The sequence below is a fragment of the Enterococcus thailandicus genome (assembly GCF_001886265.1).
Classification (GTDB): Bacteria; Bacillota; Bacilli; order Lactobacillales; family Enterococcaceae; genus Enterococcus_B; species Enterococcus_B thailandicus.
Genome location: NZ_JXLE01000011.1, coordinates 1 through 16,930 on the forward strand (window position 1 = coordinate 1; position 16,930 = coordinate 16,930).

General features: G+C 33.4%; 16 protein-coding genes and 1 pseudogene. 10 read left to right on the top strand and 7 right to left on the bottom strand.

Annotated elements, in window-relative coordinates; translation table 11 throughout:
- Window positions 1-404, top strand: a pseudogene (locus tag RV17_RS08575) (helix-turn-helix domain-containing protein); the annotation flags it as partial.
- 220 nt (window positions 405-624) lie between these two features.
- Here the strand turns inward: RV17_RS08575 and cadA are convergent.
- Together cadA and cadC are read right to left on the bottom strand one after the other, a co-directional pair.
- Window positions 625-2,742, bottom strand: coding sequence for a cadmium-translocating P-type ATPase CadA (gene cadA, locus RV17_RS08580; RefSeq protein WP_002372033.1), 2,118 nt, complete (start codon window positions 2,740-2,742; stop codon window positions 625-627).
- Entirely contained in the window at window positions 2,739-3,098 is a 360-nt protein-coding gene (gene cadC / locus RV17_RS08585; RefSeq protein ID WP_002372035.1) for a Cd(II)-sensing metalloregulatory transcriptional repressor CadC, read from the bottom strand. Before cadC ends, cadA begins: the two co-directional genes overlap by 4 nt.
- A 357-nt stretch (window positions 3,099-3,455) precedes the next feature.
- Here cadC and arsC point away from each other — a divergent pair, with 357 nt between their 5' ends.
- The 6 genes from arsC (at window position 3,456) to RV17_RS08615 (ending at window position 8,188) form a co-directional block, all read left to right on the top strand.
- Window positions 3,456-3,863 carry an arsenate reductase (thioredoxin) gene (arsC, locus tag RV17_RS08590; RefSeq protein ID WP_002372037.1) on the top strand — a complete coding sequence of 136 codons (408 nt, stop codon included), beginning with the start codon at window positions 3,456-3,458 and terminating at the stop codon, window positions 3,861-3,863.
- A 1,300-nt stretch (window positions 3,864-5,163) separates the two neighbouring features.
- Window positions 5,164-5,427 (top strand): uberolysin/carnocyclin family circular bacteriocin, encoded by a 264-nt coding sequence (locus RV17_RS08595; protein WP_067484535.1) that lies wholly within the window; start codon window positions 5,164-5,166, stop codon window positions 5,425-5,427.
- The gene (locus tag RV17_RS13600) at window positions 5,411-6,583 is read left to right on the top strand and encodes a hypothetical protein (RefSeq protein WP_176694881.1); all 1,173 of its coding nucleotides are present in this window, start codon (window positions 5,411-5,413) and stop codon (window positions 6,581-6,583) included. Before RV17_RS08595 ends, RV17_RS13600 begins: the two co-directional genes overlap by 17 nt.
- A gap of 71 nt (window positions 6,584-6,654) precedes the next feature.
- Window positions 6,655-7,104 carry a hypothetical protein gene (locus RV17_RS08605; RefSeq protein ID WP_071869001.1) on the top strand — a complete coding sequence of 150 codons (450 nt, stop codon included), beginning with the start codon at window positions 6,655-6,657 and terminating at the stop codon, window positions 7,102-7,104.
- Window positions 7,104-7,694: an ATP-binding cassette domain-containing protein gene (locus RV17_RS08610; protein WP_071869002.1), complete on the top strand. Its 591-nt coding sequence runs from the start codon at window positions 7,104-7,106 to the stop codon at window positions 7,692-7,694. Before RV17_RS08605 ends, RV17_RS08610 begins: the two co-directional genes overlap by 1 nt.
- Window positions 7,691-8,188 (top strand): hypothetical protein, encoded by a 498-nt coding sequence (locus RV17_RS08615; RefSeq protein ID WP_071869003.1) that lies wholly within the window; start codon window positions 7,691-7,693, stop codon window positions 8,186-8,188. Before RV17_RS08610 ends, RV17_RS08615 begins: the two co-directional genes overlap by 4 nt.
- An 86-nt stretch (window positions 8,189-8,274) precedes the next feature.
- Here RV17_RS08615 and RV17_RS08620 read toward each other — a convergent pair whose 3' ends face one another.
- The 4 genes from RV17_RS08620 to RV17_RS08630 all read right to left on the bottom strand — a co-directional run bounded on the left by RV17_RS08620 (window position 8,275) and on the right by RV17_RS08630 (window position 11,119).
- Window positions 8,275-9,585 (bottom strand): GHKL domain-containing protein, encoded by a 1,311-nt coding sequence (locus tag RV17_RS08620; RefSeq protein ID WP_231885453.1) that lies wholly within the window; start codon window positions 9,583-9,585, stop codon window positions 8,275-8,277.
- On the bottom strand, window positions 9,582-9,740 hold the full coding sequence (locus tag RV17_RS13465; RefSeq protein ID WP_157495874.1) for a hypothetical protein: 159 nt from the start codon (window positions 9,738-9,740) through the stop codon (window positions 9,582-9,584). The genes RV17_RS08620 and RV17_RS13465 overlap by 4 nt, the downstream gene beginning before the upstream one ends.
- Entirely contained in the window at window positions 9,737-10,309 is a 573-nt protein-coding gene (locus RV17_RS08625) for an accessory gene regulator B family protein (RefSeq protein ID WP_067484547.1), read from the bottom strand. The genes RV17_RS13465 and RV17_RS08625 overlap by 4 nt, the downstream gene beginning before the upstream one ends.
- 93 nt (window positions 10,310-10,402) lie before the next feature.
- Complete coding sequence (locus tag RV17_RS08630) at window positions 10,403-11,119, bottom strand: LytR/AlgR family response regulator transcription factor (RefSeq protein WP_067484549.1); 717 nt, start codon at window positions 11,117-11,119, stop codon at window positions 10,403-10,405.
- Window positions 11,120-11,681: 562 nt separating this feature from the next.
- Here RV17_RS08630 and mafR point away from each other — a divergent pair.
- Window positions 11,682-13,130 (top strand): global transcriptional activator MafR, encoded by a 1,449-nt coding sequence (gene mafR, locus RV17_RS08635; protein WP_067484550.1) that lies wholly within the window; start codon window positions 11,682-11,684, stop codon window positions 13,128-13,130.
- 12 nt (window positions 13,131-13,142) lie between these two features.
- Here mafR and RV17_RS08640 read toward each other — a convergent pair whose 3' ends face one another.
- A complete protein-coding gene (locus RV17_RS08640) occupies window positions 13,143-15,695 on the bottom strand; it encodes an HAD-IC family P-type ATPase (RefSeq protein WP_071869004.1) in 2,553 nt (850 codons plus the stop codon).
- A gap of 183 nt (window positions 15,696-15,878) precedes the next feature.
- Here RV17_RS08640 and RV17_RS08645 point away from each other — a divergent pair, with 183 nt between their 5' ends.
- Both RV17_RS08645 and RV17_RS08650 read left to right on the top strand, forming a co-directional pair.
- Window positions 15,879-16,208 carry an ArsR/SmtB family transcription factor gene (locus RV17_RS08645; protein ID WP_071869005.1) on the top strand — a complete coding sequence of 110 codons (330 nt, stop codon included), beginning with the start codon at window positions 15,879-15,881 and terminating at the stop codon, window positions 16,206-16,208.
- A gap of 1 nt (window position 16,209) precedes the next feature.
- Window positions 16,210-16,887, top strand: a complete 678-nt coding sequence (locus RV17_RS08650) for a type 1 glutamine amidotransferase domain-containing protein (RefSeq protein WP_071869006.1) — start codon at window positions 16,210-16,212, stop codon at window positions 16,885-16,887.
- Window positions 16,888-16,930: the final 43 nt, after the last annotated feature.

Below are 16,930 nucleotides of genomic sequence, written 5' to 3' on the forward strand. Positions count from 1 at the left end.
ATGAGAAAAAGCAGCTTTACCTTGGTTCAACTAAATTTGGTAAAGAAGCTCAACTCTATTTACAACATGATAATCAAAATCACATTCTGCACATTCTGCCCTTTACCTTTTCCAACTTTAGTGTGGATCGCTTACTCGTCTATTTAGCAAATCAAGAATCCTATTCCTATTTTGGGAAACATTTGCCCAAGGAACTAGGTGAAAAAGTCATTCTTCTATACTCGATCAATCAATTGACCGGCGATGTTCGAATCGCCCCATTAGTCTATTCAAAAGAAACAGCCTCCTATCAATACACAGAAGATAATCTATACCTATTAGAACAACAATACCTCTATCTTCCATTCGCAATGGAAATCGAGAAAGAACGCCTGTTAAATGCAGCGTATCCGCAATCAAAATAAGGTGACAAGATTGATAAGCATGTGACAAAGAAAACACTGCTAGGACACTCCCAAATGGGTAGTTGTCACAGTTTCCTGTTCTTTGTTAGCCCCCTGTTAGAAAGAGGGGCTTGCCCATGCAGTCCGGCTACGCCGTCCTGCAACAGCATTAAAAAGAGGAAAGACTAGCTTATACGGCGCTGCCGTCGCTAGTCTTTCCTCTTTTTATGCTACTACTTGTCTATTTAGATTTAACTTTCATCAGTCGTAAGCCGTTCAAGGTAACTAATATAGTTGCTCCCATATCAGCTAAGATAGCAATCCATAACGTTAACCAGCCTGGAACTACAAGTAATAATGCTAATAGTTTGATTCCCAATGAGAAGGTAATATTTTGCTTAATGATTCTCAATGTTTGTCGACTTAATTTAACTATAAAGGGAAGTTTCTGTAAGTCATCACCCATTAAAGCTACATCAGCTGTTTCTAAAGCTGTATCTGTTCCAGCGCCACCCATTGCGATACCGACTGTTGAGGCAGCTAATGCTGGTGCGTCATTAATACCATCACCAACCATGGCGACTTTTCCATAGGTTTCCTTAAGTGATTTAATATAATCTAATTTATCTTGAGGCATCAAATCGCCTTTTATTTCAGTTACACCTGTTTGTTTTCCGATTGACTGAGCAGTTGTAGCATTATCACCAGTCAGCATTATCGTATGCTCGATTCCTAAATCATGTAATTTTTCAATGACTGCTTTACTTGATTCTCTTAACTCATCAGCTACTGCAATGACTGCTAAAATTTGTTTATCTGTTCCTAAGAGCATTGCTGTTTTTCCTTGTTGCTGAAGTCTTTGGTAATTTTCAATAATCTTTGAGTTATCTGTTAAGATAGATTCAAAAAGCTTTGGACTCCCTACAAGATAGGTAATCCCCTCAATGTTTCCTTGTATTCCTTTTCCAGTAATTGAAGTAAACTCGTCAACAACTACTGATTTATAAGAAATCGCTCTATTATCAGCTTCTTTTAAGATTGCTGACGCGAGAGGGTGTTGAGAATATGATTCTAATGCTGTAATAATTGAGAAATATTTCTCTTCGTCTTTTGAATCAACTGTAGTGAAATCTGTTACCGTTGGTGTTCCTTTAGTCAATGTTCCTGTTTTGTCAAAGGCAATCGCCTTGAGGCCACCAATTTCTTCAAGATAAATACCGCCTTTTACCAAAACACCATTTTTAGCAGAGTTTCCAATTGCTGAAACGATAGACACAGGTGTTGAGATTACTAAAGAACAAGGACAGCCAACAACTAATAAAGAGAGCCCTTGATACAACCAAGTATTCCAATCTCCGTTAAAAAATAATGGGGGAACGATGACGATTAATGCGGCAATCACCATAATGGTGGGTGTATAATATTTCGCAAATTTATCGACAAATGCTTGAGCAGGTGCTCGTTCACCTTGTGCTTCTTCAACTAGGTGAATAATTTTGGCAATTGTCGTGTCGTTCACATGCTTTGTAACTTTGACTTCAAGTGCACCTTCTTCATTAATCGTTCCTGCAAAGATATCATCATTAATATTTTTTTCAATAGGGACAGATTCACCGGTAATCGCAGCCTGATTTACTGAGGAATGGCCTTTAATGACTTGACCATCCATAGCAATTTTTTGTCCAGGCTTAATGATCATAATATCGCCTACTTCGATTTTTGAAACATTAATCATTTGTTCAACATTATTTCTTCTAATTAATGCTTCTTTCGGAGCAATATCCATTAGGGAACGTATTGATTGTCTTGCTTTATCCATTGAAAACCGTTCTAAAGCTTCGCTAATTGCAAATAAGATAACAACGATTGAGCCCTCAGTCCACTCGCCAATAATTGCAGCACCAATGATTGCAATTGTCATAAGAGATTCCATTGAGAAATTCAATTTTAATAGGTCTGAAAATCCTTCTTTAAACAAACTAAATCCGCCGATAATAATCGCTAGTATAAATAATCCTTCTGTTAATAGCGCATCTTCACCGTTAACTACTTGAGATCCTAATGCCAAAATAATTAAAAACAGTGAAACCAATAGGTTCCAGTTTCTTTTCACAAAAGGCTCTTTTGTTTCAATGCGAGGTTCTGTATCATGTTCGGACTGAACTTTAAGATTCTCAAAAGCTCCTGCAGCTTCAATTTCCGCAATAGTCGCTTCGCCTTCGATAGAGATTTTTCCGGCACCGAAATTTACTTTTGCATCGGTAACTTTTGGTATTTGAGAAACATTTTTTTCGAATTTTGCCGCACAATTCGTACAGCTCAATCCTTCAACCCGATAGACTTGTTTTTTTTCACTCATACTAGCACCTCATCTTCTAAATACAGTTTGGAATTTAGTAGTTGGACAAATTTATCATTCTTGATAGAGTAATAAACCAATTTCCCTACTTTCCGACTCACAACAATTCCATTTTTTTTCAATGATAATAAATGGTGTGAGGTTGTTGCCACGGTTGCCTCGATAGTTGCTGCGATATCACATACACATAATTCATCCTCATAACTTAGGGCGTAGATAATTTTTAAGCGATTCTCATCAGCTAAAATTTTGAAGACACTTTTTAAGCTCGAAATATCCTCAGTTTGTAACTTTTCTTTTCCTAGTAAAACTTTATCTTCATGAACACATGAGATTTCACAAATTTCGTTTTTCATACAGCTCCTCCTTTATTCTAATGGATATTTGAATGTAGTGTATCATAGATTAATAGAATAATCAAATTTTAATTTGAATATGCGAGGAGTTATATAGATTGTATGGATGCATCTATATAAGTAGTGATTTTCAAATTAGATTGAATCGAATGCAAATAATAAACTAATTAATTTGAACTGAAAGACAGAAGCATTTGACAAAACATAGATGATTATCTATATTTTTACATAAGCGCCGGCAGTTGGCATCTTAGTTGAAGTGCCAGTCATGTTACTGTTAGTTAAAATATCTAATCGCACAAAAAAATTGGTTCATTCAAAATCCATCAGAATTGTCTGATATCGGAGGAAATAATAATGAGAAAAATTTACTTTTTATGTACAGGCAATTCTTGTCGTAGTCAAATTGCAGAAGGCTATGGGAAAGCGATTTTGCCAACAGATGAATTTGAAATTAAAAGCGCCGGCATTGAACAACATGGGTTAAATCCTAGAGCCGTTCAAGTAATGGCTGAGGAAGGGATAGATATCTCTACGCAAACATCTGATTTGATCGATATGGATTATTTTAATCAAGCAGACCTAATTATTACGCTATGTGGCGATGCCAAAGATAAATGTCCAGTAATTCCAAAAGGGATTAAGCATGTTCATTGGGATTTGGAAGATCCAGCCAAAGCAACTGGAACAGAAGAAGAAATCATTAATAAATTCAGAGAAATTAGAGATGATATAAAAAGTCGTGTAGCGAATTTGCTAGATTAAGTAGCAACTGTCATCTATCTCGGTAAAAGATAAAAAGACGTAAAATGTCCTTTTGATAAATTGGAAAATTAAAGTAAAAGCCGTGCGAAGTGAAACATAAATCTTCGATGGCTCTTACTATTTTAAGAGAAAAGGATCTGCTTTTGGCGTAAAATTGGATTTATCTATCTGACATACTGACGAGTATTTTTTGACCCTATATTTGACCTTCTCAATCACATTTAAGTAGGTGTGACCGGCTTATACAATTATTCGAGAATCTAGTAGCTTAGCTAATTCTGGCCTTGAAACCCCTATTAGACAGCTATCCAGCCATCAATACGGTCTCAAATAAATAAGAGGGGAGGAATAACTCTAAAAAAGATTGATAAACTAGTAAGAAAATTGTATTCAACTACCATTCATCTTTGGTTCAAATTGGTTCAAGTAATATCAATATTAATCCTATTTTATCCATATCAAACTGTTTTTTAGATGTTTGTAATGTTGATATAATTGGATTTCTATTGATAGAAGTACTTGTAATAAGTACGAGTCACATCTCAAAACGTTAATATATCTTATATATCAACATTTCAGACACTTTCCAATTTTCGGAAGGTGTCTTTTTTTTATTTATTACGACTTCGAATCTATAGGTTAGAGGCAACTTGCTTCTAATTATCACCTTTTTCGTCTAATCAGTGAAAAACTAGTTCTGCTCGTCCAACAAAAATTGAGGATCTAACAAATGAGATACGTTATTTCACGAAAATTGTAGAACAGTGAGCCTCTTTCCAAAAACTTTCATCTTCGTAGACTGAACTGTGCAATTCTCACTACACGGTTTTTGTACATTTTTGAACTAACTTGAGAAATTTTCCATCTTTAGAATTTTGTAAAGTCTTGTTGAGCCAAGCGTGATCTGTTTTTCATAAAAAAGTCTTTTTTTAAAGAAAACAAATAATAGTTTATGGATAAGTACACAATTAAGCATGAGATCATCCAATGAGAAAGGATGAGATTGAGTCTAAAAGCACCTAGTACGTGCTAATAGGCTATCGTGTTTTTTAGTACGGCTGTAGATTGCTAGAAATTAGGATACTTTACCAATTAGGCACTTTAAACTGTTATTTAGGTAATTTCTAAAACATGGAACTTTTCAACGAATAAACTAAAAATATCTTATTAATTGATCAATATAAGAAAATAGCTTCAAGGAGATGATGAACCTGCTTTCTCACCTATTTATGGATAGCTAGGTGATTTATTCAGTGGTGGTAGTAACAGTTTTTAAACAATAAAACATGGAGGAAGTATTATGAAAAAGAATTTATTATTAGTTTTACCAATTGTAGGTATCGTAGGATTATTTGTGGGTGCACCAATGCTAACTGCTAACCTTGGGATCTCTTCTTATGCAGCAAAAAAAGTTATTGACATAATTAATACTGGTAGCGCAGTCGCTACAATCATTGCTCTTGTCACTGCTGTTGTTGGAGGCGGCTTGATTACAGCTGGGATTGTTGCTACAGCGAAATCATTGATTAAAAAATATGGAGCTAAATATGCAGCAGCTTGGTAAAAACGTATTAAAGGCGACTATCAAGTCGCCTTTAATTTTCCCAAAAAAACTTCTTTTAGCGCAATATCGGAAACGAATAAATTGGCCATGGTCAACAAAATCATTATTTTTTGTCGCTTCGAGTGTTTACCTTATTTCAGCACTACTATTGGGATTTTTTGATTCCGTTTTTTCTAATGTCATATTTTCATTCAGTGTTTTCGTCTTGCTACTAAATTATAATTTGCCTTTGACTAGTGATGTCTTCAACATGAAAAAATTCAGGGTAGTATTAGCGAATAATCATGGAAAAAAGAGATTTCTTTTATGGTTAATCCTTTATTATAATCCTTTTATTTTAGTAGGCGTTCTGTTTTTTGCTTCTTCTGTATGTGCTAGTTTTATTCAAGGTAATTTTATTCATTCGATTGATCTATTTTTTCTATTCATTTTATCAATTCAAGTGTTGATTGCAGAAATAGTTATGTCAAGAAGAGGAAAGGCAGTCACAACACTTCAATTAGTCTTTTTTTTAGCTACAACTATTTTGCAGATGAATCTTATTATTAAATATGTGCTTTATCTTTTATTGTCAATAATTGGTTATTTGTTTTTTAGGAATCCTAACGATTTTTATTTTCAAAAAGTAACTAAATCTAAAAATAGTACTAGTCGTTCTGTCTTAAAAACGATGTTATACAACGTAATATTCAGTGATAAGAAGCAAAAGATATTCATGCTGGTGCCAGGGGTGATTGCGCCATTAATCGCTCATAAATTAGGTGCTTCGTTTTCCCCTGCAATTACTTTTATTTTAATGTTACTTGTCCAATACGAAATTGTAATTGATAATCAGCTAGAAGATTTCGAAGTACCATTAGCAAAAATTAAAGCTCTAAAATCTGCAAAAATTTCATTTTTTAAAAGATTTGTTTCAACTCTATATTTTAAACTGTCAATGTTCACTATTTTTATTATTTTGATTGCAAATTATTTTTACTCTCGAAATTTTATTGAGTTTATTATTCCGAGTATCGTTGAGACTATCTACATACCGTTAATGTCCATGTATTATTTGTTCTTTTTGGAAAGAGAATTGATGACAAGATCTCATATAAATTCAGTTTTGCGTGAATTTTTGCCGATTACGATTATCTTCACTTTCTTTATTTTTTAGGATGGGGAGGAATTCTTATAGATACTTTAGATGTAAACATTAATATAAAGAAACGGGTAATACTATTTTTTGTGGTTTCAATTTTTATTTTTCTAATTCTATTCTTGTTTTACCAATATAGTGGAATTTTACAAACTGAAGAGTTAGTCTCAACCCCTCCTGTAAAAGGGCTAGAATATGTTGAGGCCATCTTTGTCAACAATCTACTAAATTACTTACAGTATTTATTTTTTCCAGTTGCTCCGGTATTAATTATTAAAGACGATATCCTTCTTTCTGTACCTATTGCGCAATCTGCAATCAATTTTGGGGTGATTCAAACATTAAAAAATTTATTTCCTCATGGATTTTTGGAGATACCAAATATTCTTTGTTTTCAATTTTTGTCTATAACCATGTTTTATCAATTATTTTTTAAAGGCTGGAAAACTTTAGTACCAACTTTTATGAAGCTTCGAAAAGTATATTTAGCTTCATTATTAGTTATTTTAATTGCTGCAATAGTAGAAGGGGTATTCTAATGATAGAAATAAAAAGCTTGAAAAAAAAATATACAAATAATCAAATTCTCAATGAGCTGAATTATACTTTAAAGGATGAAATTTACGTGCTATACGGAAAAAACGGAGTAGGAAAAACTACGTTAATGAATTTATTAACAGGGATAGAATCCCCAGATTCAGGAGAAATAAAAAACGAGTCAGGATTATCTTCCTTATATTTAGAAGCGGTAGGAATAGGAATGTCTGATATGTCAATCAGAGATAATATTAAATTGCTTTACTGGTTATATGGGGAGCGATGCACAGATGAAATTCTTGAATTGCTTTCAGAAACTTTATATAGTAAAGAACAGCTTGATACTGAGTATGCTTTAGCTTCTTTAGGAATGAAATTAAAGGTTGGTTTATCACTACTATATGCAGCCAAAGAGTGGGGATTGATCGTACTTGATGAAACATTATCTGGAATTGATCCACAATCTAAGAAAGTTATACTTGAGCAACTAAAAACTAAAAAATGTCCAGTAATTATAGTATCTCATAACTTTGATAATATAAATTCATACAAAAAAATTGAGCTAACGAAAGAAGGAATAGTAAATCAATGAAAGACAATATATTTTTTAAAGTGATTATGTCAGTTTTCTACTCAATTGTATTGATGTTGATGTTAATAGAGCTAATTACGAAACCGATATTCAAACCTGTATTTGATATAGCTGTTCACGAAACGGGAATACCTGCTAGTAAATTGCTAATAATTTGTGGAATTGCAATCTTTTTGTTTGGTTTTGTTTTACTTTTTTTTCAAACTGGAATTTATTTTATGGGACTTAAACTTTTTAACACTTCAAAAGAGAATCTAACTAAAATCTTTCCTTCAGTGACGCTTTCGATGAGCATTGTTGGAGTGATATTTTTATTTGTTTCAATGTTTATTGACGTTACTAACTCACTAGTTTTATTGACTACCCCAGCAATCGTTTTACTTTTAAATAGTATTATTTATTACATTCTTTCAAAAGATAGAAAAGGATTTTTAATCATATTGGTTATCTCAATGGTAATGTATGCTATGAATGGTTTAGTAAATAGAATATAAAAAAGAGGCTGTGAATATTCTGCATCCTTCAAAAAAGTTAGGTTTTAGTCTAACTTTTTGGGGCGGTGCATTCACAATCTCTTTTTTTATATTTTTATGGTTAATTTTTGAGAGAAAATTTGGTTTTCAATGGTTGTTTCTAAATCGTAGTTATCGTTTTCTTTAGTTATTTGATTTACATAAAGTAGTCCTAGTCCATGATTGTTTTTATCGCTTTTTGTGGTATATCGTTCTTTTTTTTTGTTCATTTCAGGGAAGGTTCCTTCAAAAGAGTTTTCAATAATAAAATTAGTGCTATTGATATCTTTGTTGATAGATATCCAAAGTGATTTATCTTCAGTAGGGATCGTATTTTCAATCGCATTATCTAATAGAATAGATAAAATACGTACTAACATGACTAAGTCAACTGTTTGATCAAAAAATATTGGCTGATTGATTGAGAGAAAAACGGATAGGTTCCTTCTTTTTGCATACTCATATTTATAACTAACTAAGCTTTTTATTTCAATATTTTTAATTTTTGAAAGAGCTGTATTTTGTTTACTTATATTTAAAAGGAACTTTTCTGTAGGTGCCAGCACATGCTCATAGGTATCCTTAATTTGCGCCAGATCCTCATTAGCAATAGCTATTCTAAGTGTGTGGAGTATATTTAAATAATCATGCCGAAACATTGCTAAATCATCATTTAAACGCTCAATCTCGTTATTGTAGTCACTTAGATTTCTCAAAAGTAAGATATTCTGCTCGTTCTCCGTGTGATGTTTTCCAAATTGGATAAGTACCAAAAGTGTAAATAATCCAAGTGAAAAGAACAAGTACATTAGTCCCTTGTCATTCAAAAATAAATCTTGGATAAATTCTATTGGAGCATAACTTGTTGTCAATTCAGAAAACAATACGAGCAAGAATATATTTATAAGTATCATTGGGATAAGATACTTATTGGGTCGTAAATAATCTCGCATTGAAGCGACTTTGTCTGGCTTTGCTACCCTGATTATAAATATATTAAAGGTAAGAAAAATGATGTTTAAAACAGAGACTATTAGTTCTTCTTTTGAATAATTCCTAAAGATGATTGTGTTGATAGATTGTTCGGTAAAATTCAAAAAGGCCGAAATCAATACAGTAAATATACTTAAAAATATGACTAAAGTTTTCTTTTCCTGTTTTTTTAAATAAAAACCAATCAGAACTAAAATTGCAATAACAAAAATATACTGAAATTGAGGGAAAGAGGAGGAGCCAATTACAAAAAGAAAAATAAAGATCAGTATAGCTGAAATTGCCTTATGTTTAAATTTAGTTTGAGAACTTCCTAACAGAAAAAAGTATAAAGAGGTAACAAAGTAACTGGATAAAAATGCCCCAATTAAGTAGAAAATAATCATTTTTTTATTTTAGGTTTTTCTACTTCATAAAACCATTGCCCCATAAATTTAGGTGATGTAATAGCAGTAACATCAATCGCTCCCTTTTCAGCTAACACAGCTGCATCCACTTTCTTTTCAATTTTTTCTTTGAAGTAAGATTTTAAACTTTTCATTTGTAAGCATCTCCTGTAATAAATTTTTTTAATGGAGGATAAATCATTAACGATTGTAATACTAATGTGTAAACAAGAAGATTTTGAATTTCATTAGGACAAAAGATGGAAATGATGAAAATGCCTAAATTTACACTGATCGCTTTAACTTTTGTATTCAAATTTTTTTCTTTTGTCGTTTTCATTTCTGCAGCGTTAAACTGTGGGGCATAAATAGCAGTTAGCACTAAGACTACAATCCCTATTATTGCTAAAGCAAAATAAGAAATTTGGAAATTCATTTTTCCAATAAAATAGGGAATAACTACATAAAAAAGTGCATTTAAAACGGAGCAACCCAGTTTAGATTTTGAATGCCAACCTTTTGAATATTTGCGTGTTACTGTCATTAAAAAGCCTACAATAATGGTTTCTTTGAAAGTCTTAAATAAAGCAGCCAATATGATTATTTCGCAAAGCTTCTGTAACCCTACTAAATAGCATTCAATATAATATCGAGTGTAAATTGATCTTTCGTCGTTATCATCTACTGAAATAAGGAAAATTTTTTGTGCGATGTAGTTTACCATTAAAACTTAATCCCTCCATATAAAAAATATAATAACCCAAATTTTCCCCATTTTAAGATGATCGTCCTATTTGACCATTAAACACTCCTAACATCACAGTATTAACTGTGTGATCTCTTTATAATATTTTCTAGAAATAGGAATTTGGTTCCTACTTTTGGTTTTAATAAGTTTATTTTTACGATCGATATCAGTAATATTATTTATGTTAACAATATAAGAATGATGTACTCTTTTAAAACTTTGATGTAACGGTAATATCTCACTTAACGAACCATAAAATTCCTTATAGAAAGATATACCGTAGATAGCAATTTTGTGCATTCCGATACTTTCAAAATAGCATATAAGAGAAGGATCGAGTCTAAATATATTTGATTTGGTTTCTATTGAGATGAAATCAGAGGTATTAGTTAATGCTTTTGAGTTATTATATGCTGAAACACAGTTAGCAATCTCAGTTGTAAATGTCTCTAAATCATCATTTTTATTGATGAATGTATAAGCATTTACGAGATATTTGTATGATTTCAAGGCAAGTTCATAGTGACTTGAAACAAAAACGATTAGCCCATCTTTATCAATTTCTCTAATTTTTTTCGCACCATTAAAACCGCCTTCGATTTCTTTGTGTAGATCAATGTCAATGAAATACAGGTTCATTTCACTGTTTAAATATACTTTTTCATATATGCTTTCGATGTCTGAATGAAGATGAATTTGTTCATGAGGATCAAGTATCTTTTTTTCAAGAATTTGCTTTAAATAGATACCCTGAACAATATTGTCTTCTAAGATATATATAGCCAAATGATCACCCCTAAATTCATTATTATCATTAAAAACGTTTCATGCTTAATTATCGTACGTATTAAATATAAATAGTATATCATCTCATGGATTTTAATAGAACCCGTCTTTAACTGCTAGAGTCGTTGCGAACTCATTCGCTTACGAATATAGTATGGGACAGAGACTTTTAAGGCAATCGAGTACCATTCCATTCTATTTTTTCAAGGCACTTTCCAAGTTTTTGGAAGGATTATTTTTTATGAATGTTGCTTGTAATGAAAGTTATTCTGGAAAGTAAGTACTAATTAACTACCAAAATTCAAATTTAGTTTATCCCTTACCAAGTTAAGTCTTTCCATTTTATTTATTTAAAATTATACTTAGTAAAGTAATGAAAACGATGTCGGAAACCATGAAACTGCTACAAATCAGGGAATATCGAATCAAAATTCAATCATTTAATTAAAGTATGGATATAGATCAAAAAGATGAAATAACTATTTTTTCAGTTGGTTTACACATAAAAAATTTGTCACACCAATTTTTACGAGCTGATTATTTTTTGGAAAGGGGGCTCCGTATGTACTCATTAGTGAAACAATTTATAACAGAAAAAGATTTATATCGACAGGTGTTATTGTTGGAACAACTTCTTAATAATTCACAAGTTACAGTCAAAGAGTTAGCCGAAAAAATCGAAACGACGGAACGAACCGTTTTTTCAGATTTGAATTCCGTTCGTAGTTATTTACCTTCTGGTTGGGAAATAGCTACAGACAATAATGGCATCAAATTGATTAGTGAAATTACAGTTGCAACAAATGATATTTGGGAAGTCTTCTTGCCACACTCGATTACTCTTCAATTAGTCAAGGAGCTACTCTTTACAAAGGAATTAAATTTATCCGATTTTTTGTATAACACAGGAATCTCAATGGAAACACTCAAACGCCACACCACAAAGGTCAATCAGAAACTAAAAAATTATCATATTCGCATTCGTTTAAAAGGCGGAACAGCACAGCTAGTTGGAGAAGAAAGCTCAATTCGGATTTTTTATCATAGATTACTTTTGCCATTTACCCATAATAATTATTTTTTTGAAGACTATTTTATTCACGAAGATCATTATCAATACTTTTTAGCGAAAGATATCTCAACTAAACTGAAAGTTGAAACAGAACAGATATTTGGCATTTGCTGGTTCTTTATCAATACGATCAGAATCAAGGCGGGTTGCCAGATCAACCAATTTTCATTTAATCAGAAGGATCCACTGTTATGTTTATATGTCCCATCATTAAAAAAATTGTATAAAAAAGAAGGCATTTATCTTGAAGAATCAGAACTGTTTTTTGCTTTCTTCTGTTTTTTTGAAAGCTGGAATTATAACAATGAATTTGGTGAAGAAGTGAAGACTGTTTTAAATACTGACTATCCTAACTTACTTGAGAAAGCACAAGAAACGGTTCAAAAATTGGCTGAAAAACTCAATCTTCCCAAATTACACGAGACACACTTGAAGTGTAATTTATTGATCCTATTATTGAAATATGCTGAGTCACCCAGTCTTTCAGAGCAGTTTCAATTAGAGTATCAAGAACTGTTGATTCAACAAAATGAAGCATATCCCATCGTCCAAATGATAGGGGAAGAACTATTTCAAGAATTATTGAAAGTCGCATCGATTAAAGAGCAAGCATATTTTGTGAATATTTTTCTTTTGTTGTGCCAACAAGCAATTTTCTCAATCAAAACACACACCATAACTATTTATCTTATTTTTCAAAGTGAACCTGCTTGGAAATTATTTTTACAACAAGAGTTGTCTGATTATTTAGGCAAACGGATTCGCATTGAACCGATTGAATTGACTCAATTAAATGAGCTCACGTATCAAGCCGGTGATTTGATTGTTTCAAATATCCCAATTGATAGTTCTCCGTTACCGGTTTTTTATCTTTCATTGATACCTACAAAAAATGAGCTCAGTCGGTTGACTGAACTCACGAATCATTCTTACATCTAGCCAGGTCTTCTCTTAGGAGACAGACTCATGGTTAGGTGCTTTTTTTTTGCTTAAAAAATTTTTACTGATTTTTTTCTCAAGCTCAACGATGAAAAACAGAGCCAATGCGTTGCCAAAAATCAATAATTGTTGGTTAAGGGATAAGCTAGTTGTGCCAATCAATTGTTGAGCAGCTGGTAAGAAAATCACGATTGCTTGAAGGATGAACAAGATGCCTAGTGAAATAAACAGGGCTTTGTTTTTCCAGATGCCTTGGTTGAGTGAAGGATCAAGTAATTCGCGACAATTAATCATGTAGACTGCTTGACCTAAAACGATGCTTTGTAACAAGACAGTTTGTTGTAATGCAGCGCCATCGAACTGAATGGATAAGAGGTAGGCAGGCACCATGATTAACAAGGATACGTAGAATATCCGAAAGACATTATACAGTGACAAGATGCCAGCATTTGTTTCTCTAGGAGGGCGCTTCATCACGTTTGGACTTGCTTTTTCAAATCCTAAAGCGTAGGAAAGTGTAATGGTCGTAGCCATATTGACCCACAAAATTTGAACAGTAGTTAGGGGAAGTGGACGGTTCAACAATAAAGCAACAATCACGATTAGCCCTTGTGCTAATGCGGTGGGTAAGAAGAAATTGATTGTTTTTTGCAAATTATCAAAGAGTCTGCGTCCTTCTTTGACTGCTTTAGCAATCGTATGGAAGTCATCATCAGCTAAAACCATGTCTGCGGCTTGTTTGCTGACCTCACTACCTTTGATTCCCATAGCGATTCCAACATCTGCTTTCTTTAGTGCTGGCGCATCATTGACACCATCACCAGTCATCCCAACAATTTCGTCATTTTTTTGTAAAGTTGTGACGATTCGTAACTTATGTTCAGGCGTTGTTCGAGCAAAAACATCAACTTTTTGGACTTGTTTAGCAAGTTCTTCATCTGATAACAAATCGATGTCGACACCTTCTAACACATTTTCTGTGTGCTTCAATCCAATTTGAATGCCAATGGCTTTAGCTGTTTCTTTGTGATCTCCTGTGATCATTTTGACTGAAATTCCAGCTTGCTGAGCTTCTTTGACGGCTTGGATCGCACTCTCTTTTGGAGGATCAATGATACCAGATAAACCAACGAAGTTCAGATTGGTTAAAAGCTCATGGGTTAATTCTGTAGGCTCTGTGAAGGTCTTGTAGGCGAAACCAAGAACTCGTTGGCCTTTTTCTGCTAATTGTGTAGATTGTTTTTCCCAATTTAATTTTTCTTGTTCAGTTAATTGTGATTTTTTCATCAAAACTTCTGGTGCGCCTTTGATAAAAACAAGAAATTGCTTGTCGATAGAATGTGCAGTGGCCATATATTTGTAACTTGAGCTAAAAGGAATCTTGCCTAGAACTGGTTTTAAAGTTAACTCATCATTTTTGACGTAGTTTAGTAAGGCTAATTCTGTTGGGTTCCCTTTTAATTGCTCGATTGGTTGATCGTCTTTAGTCTTTAATTCTTGACAGTTGTTCATGATCTCTTTCATCATTTGTGGTTCATCAGTTAAGACGTCCATCACGGTCATTTCGTTTTTGGTCAATGTTCCTGTTTTATCGGAGCAAATGACGGTCATCGAACCTAGTGTTTCAATTGTTGGCATGCCTTTGATGATGGCATTTTCTTTTGCCATTTCTTTGACGCCCATTGAAAGGATCATTGTTAAGACAGCGGGTAATCCTTCTGGAATCATTGAAACAATCAGTGCAACTGAAGCAGAGAACATCAGATTCAATTCCAGTCCGTATCTTAAACTAGAGAAGAAAAGTAAGAATACGATCAGGGCTAAAATGCCTTGAAAAATGTATTTATTTAATTGGTGCATTTTTTTAATAAGAGGGGTTGTCTGCACTTGTACAGACTGAAGTGCCTTGTTGATTTTCCCAATCTCAGTTTGATTTCCAATTTCGACAACGATACCTTGGGCAGAGCCTGTTTGAACTAATGTGCCAGAAAATGCCATATTCACTTGATCTCCTGTTGGCGATGTTTCTTCAATCGTGGCACTTTGCTTTTCAACGGCTAAAGATTCCCCGGTCAAAATAGCTTCTTCAATGGTTAAATCGTGTGTGTCAATCAAACGTAGATCTGCCGGGACAACATCTCCTGACTTTAGGATAACAATATCTCCTCGGACGAGTTGTTCCGCATCAATCGTTTCTTGAATACCAGCGCTAAGGACGACTGATTCTTGTCCCATCATATTTCTGAGCCCATCTAAAGAGTCTTCAGCTTTTCTTTCTTGCCAGTAACTAATCAACCCATTGATAACGACTACTAACAAAATAATACTCCCGCCAATGATATCTCCGGTGAAAAACTTGAGTAATGCGGCAATCATCAAGACAATCATCAATAAATCCGTAAAATGTTTCGCAAACTTTTGCCATGGCTTCAATTGTTCTTGCTTTTCAATTTTATTTAATCCATCAGTTTCTAAACGAGCTTGACGTTCCTGTTGTGTCAGTCCAGCTGTTTCAGCACGCGTTTTTTGCTTCACTTGTTCAGTTGAAAGTTTATACCATTTCATCTTGTTTCCTCCTGTAATTATTTACTTGATACCTTAAGTATATAGAGAAATTTTCTGATTTCTGGTCGATAATTTCAGGGGAGGGTGAAAAAGATGCGTCATCACTGGAAAAAGGATAACTAATTTGACAAGAAGACTACTTTGATGGTTTAATGGTTTAAAAATATGAACGGAGAATGCAAGATGCCTGATTTTACGAATTTAAAACAAGAATTCTCAGAAGTGAGTGATTTTTTAATCGCTTTGGGTGATGAAAAACGCCAGGCAATTATCATTAGATTGCTAGAAGATCGTGCTTGCCAAGGTGTAAGAGTGAATGAGTTAACTGAAATAACGAATTTATCCCGTCCAGCAGTATCGCATCATTTAAAAATTTTAAAAGAGGCAAAAATTATTGATTATCGTAGTGAAGGAACGAAAAACTTCTATTATCTAACACACGAAACCGCTGAAATCAATAAACTACAAAAATTATTAGTTGACGTGAGTCAAATTATCGCAGAGGTTGATTAACGTGAAAAAAGTCTTGATTGTTGAAACAAATGTTACTCATTATCAGGGGACAACGGAGCCAACTGGATTGTGGTTGGGTGAAGCGGTTGAATTTGTGGCTGAAATGAAAAATGCTGGGATTGAAGTCGATTTTGTTAGCCCAAAAGGTGGATTTGTCCCGCTTGATCCACGCAGTATGAAATACATAGATGAATCAATTCTTGAAATTTATGAAGATCCTGATTTTATTCATAGCGGATTGACGGACACTTTGCGTCCAGACCAAGTGAATCCGGCTGACTATGCTGCGATTTATTATACTGGAGGACATGGTGTGATGTGGGATTTTCCGGATGATTTGTCAATTCAAAATCTTGCGTCTACTATTTATGATAACAATGGGTATCTGGTTTCTGTGTGTCATGGGGTAGCAGGACTATTGAATATTAAAGATAAGAGTGGTAACTATTTGATTGAAGGTAAAAATATTACTGGATTTACTACGACTGAAGAAATCATCGCAGGGAAAAAATCTGTTGTCCCATTTTTGAACCAAGTGGCGGTCGAAAAACGTGGCGGCCATTTCAAGAAGAAAAGATTTTATCGTGAATATGCAATCAAAGATGATCGAATGATAACAGGACAAAATCCGTTTTCTGTGCGAGCAGTTGCCAAATTATTGATTGCTGAATTAATTTAATTAACGAACTAGCTAACTAACTTTCTTACGTTGTTGGCTAGTT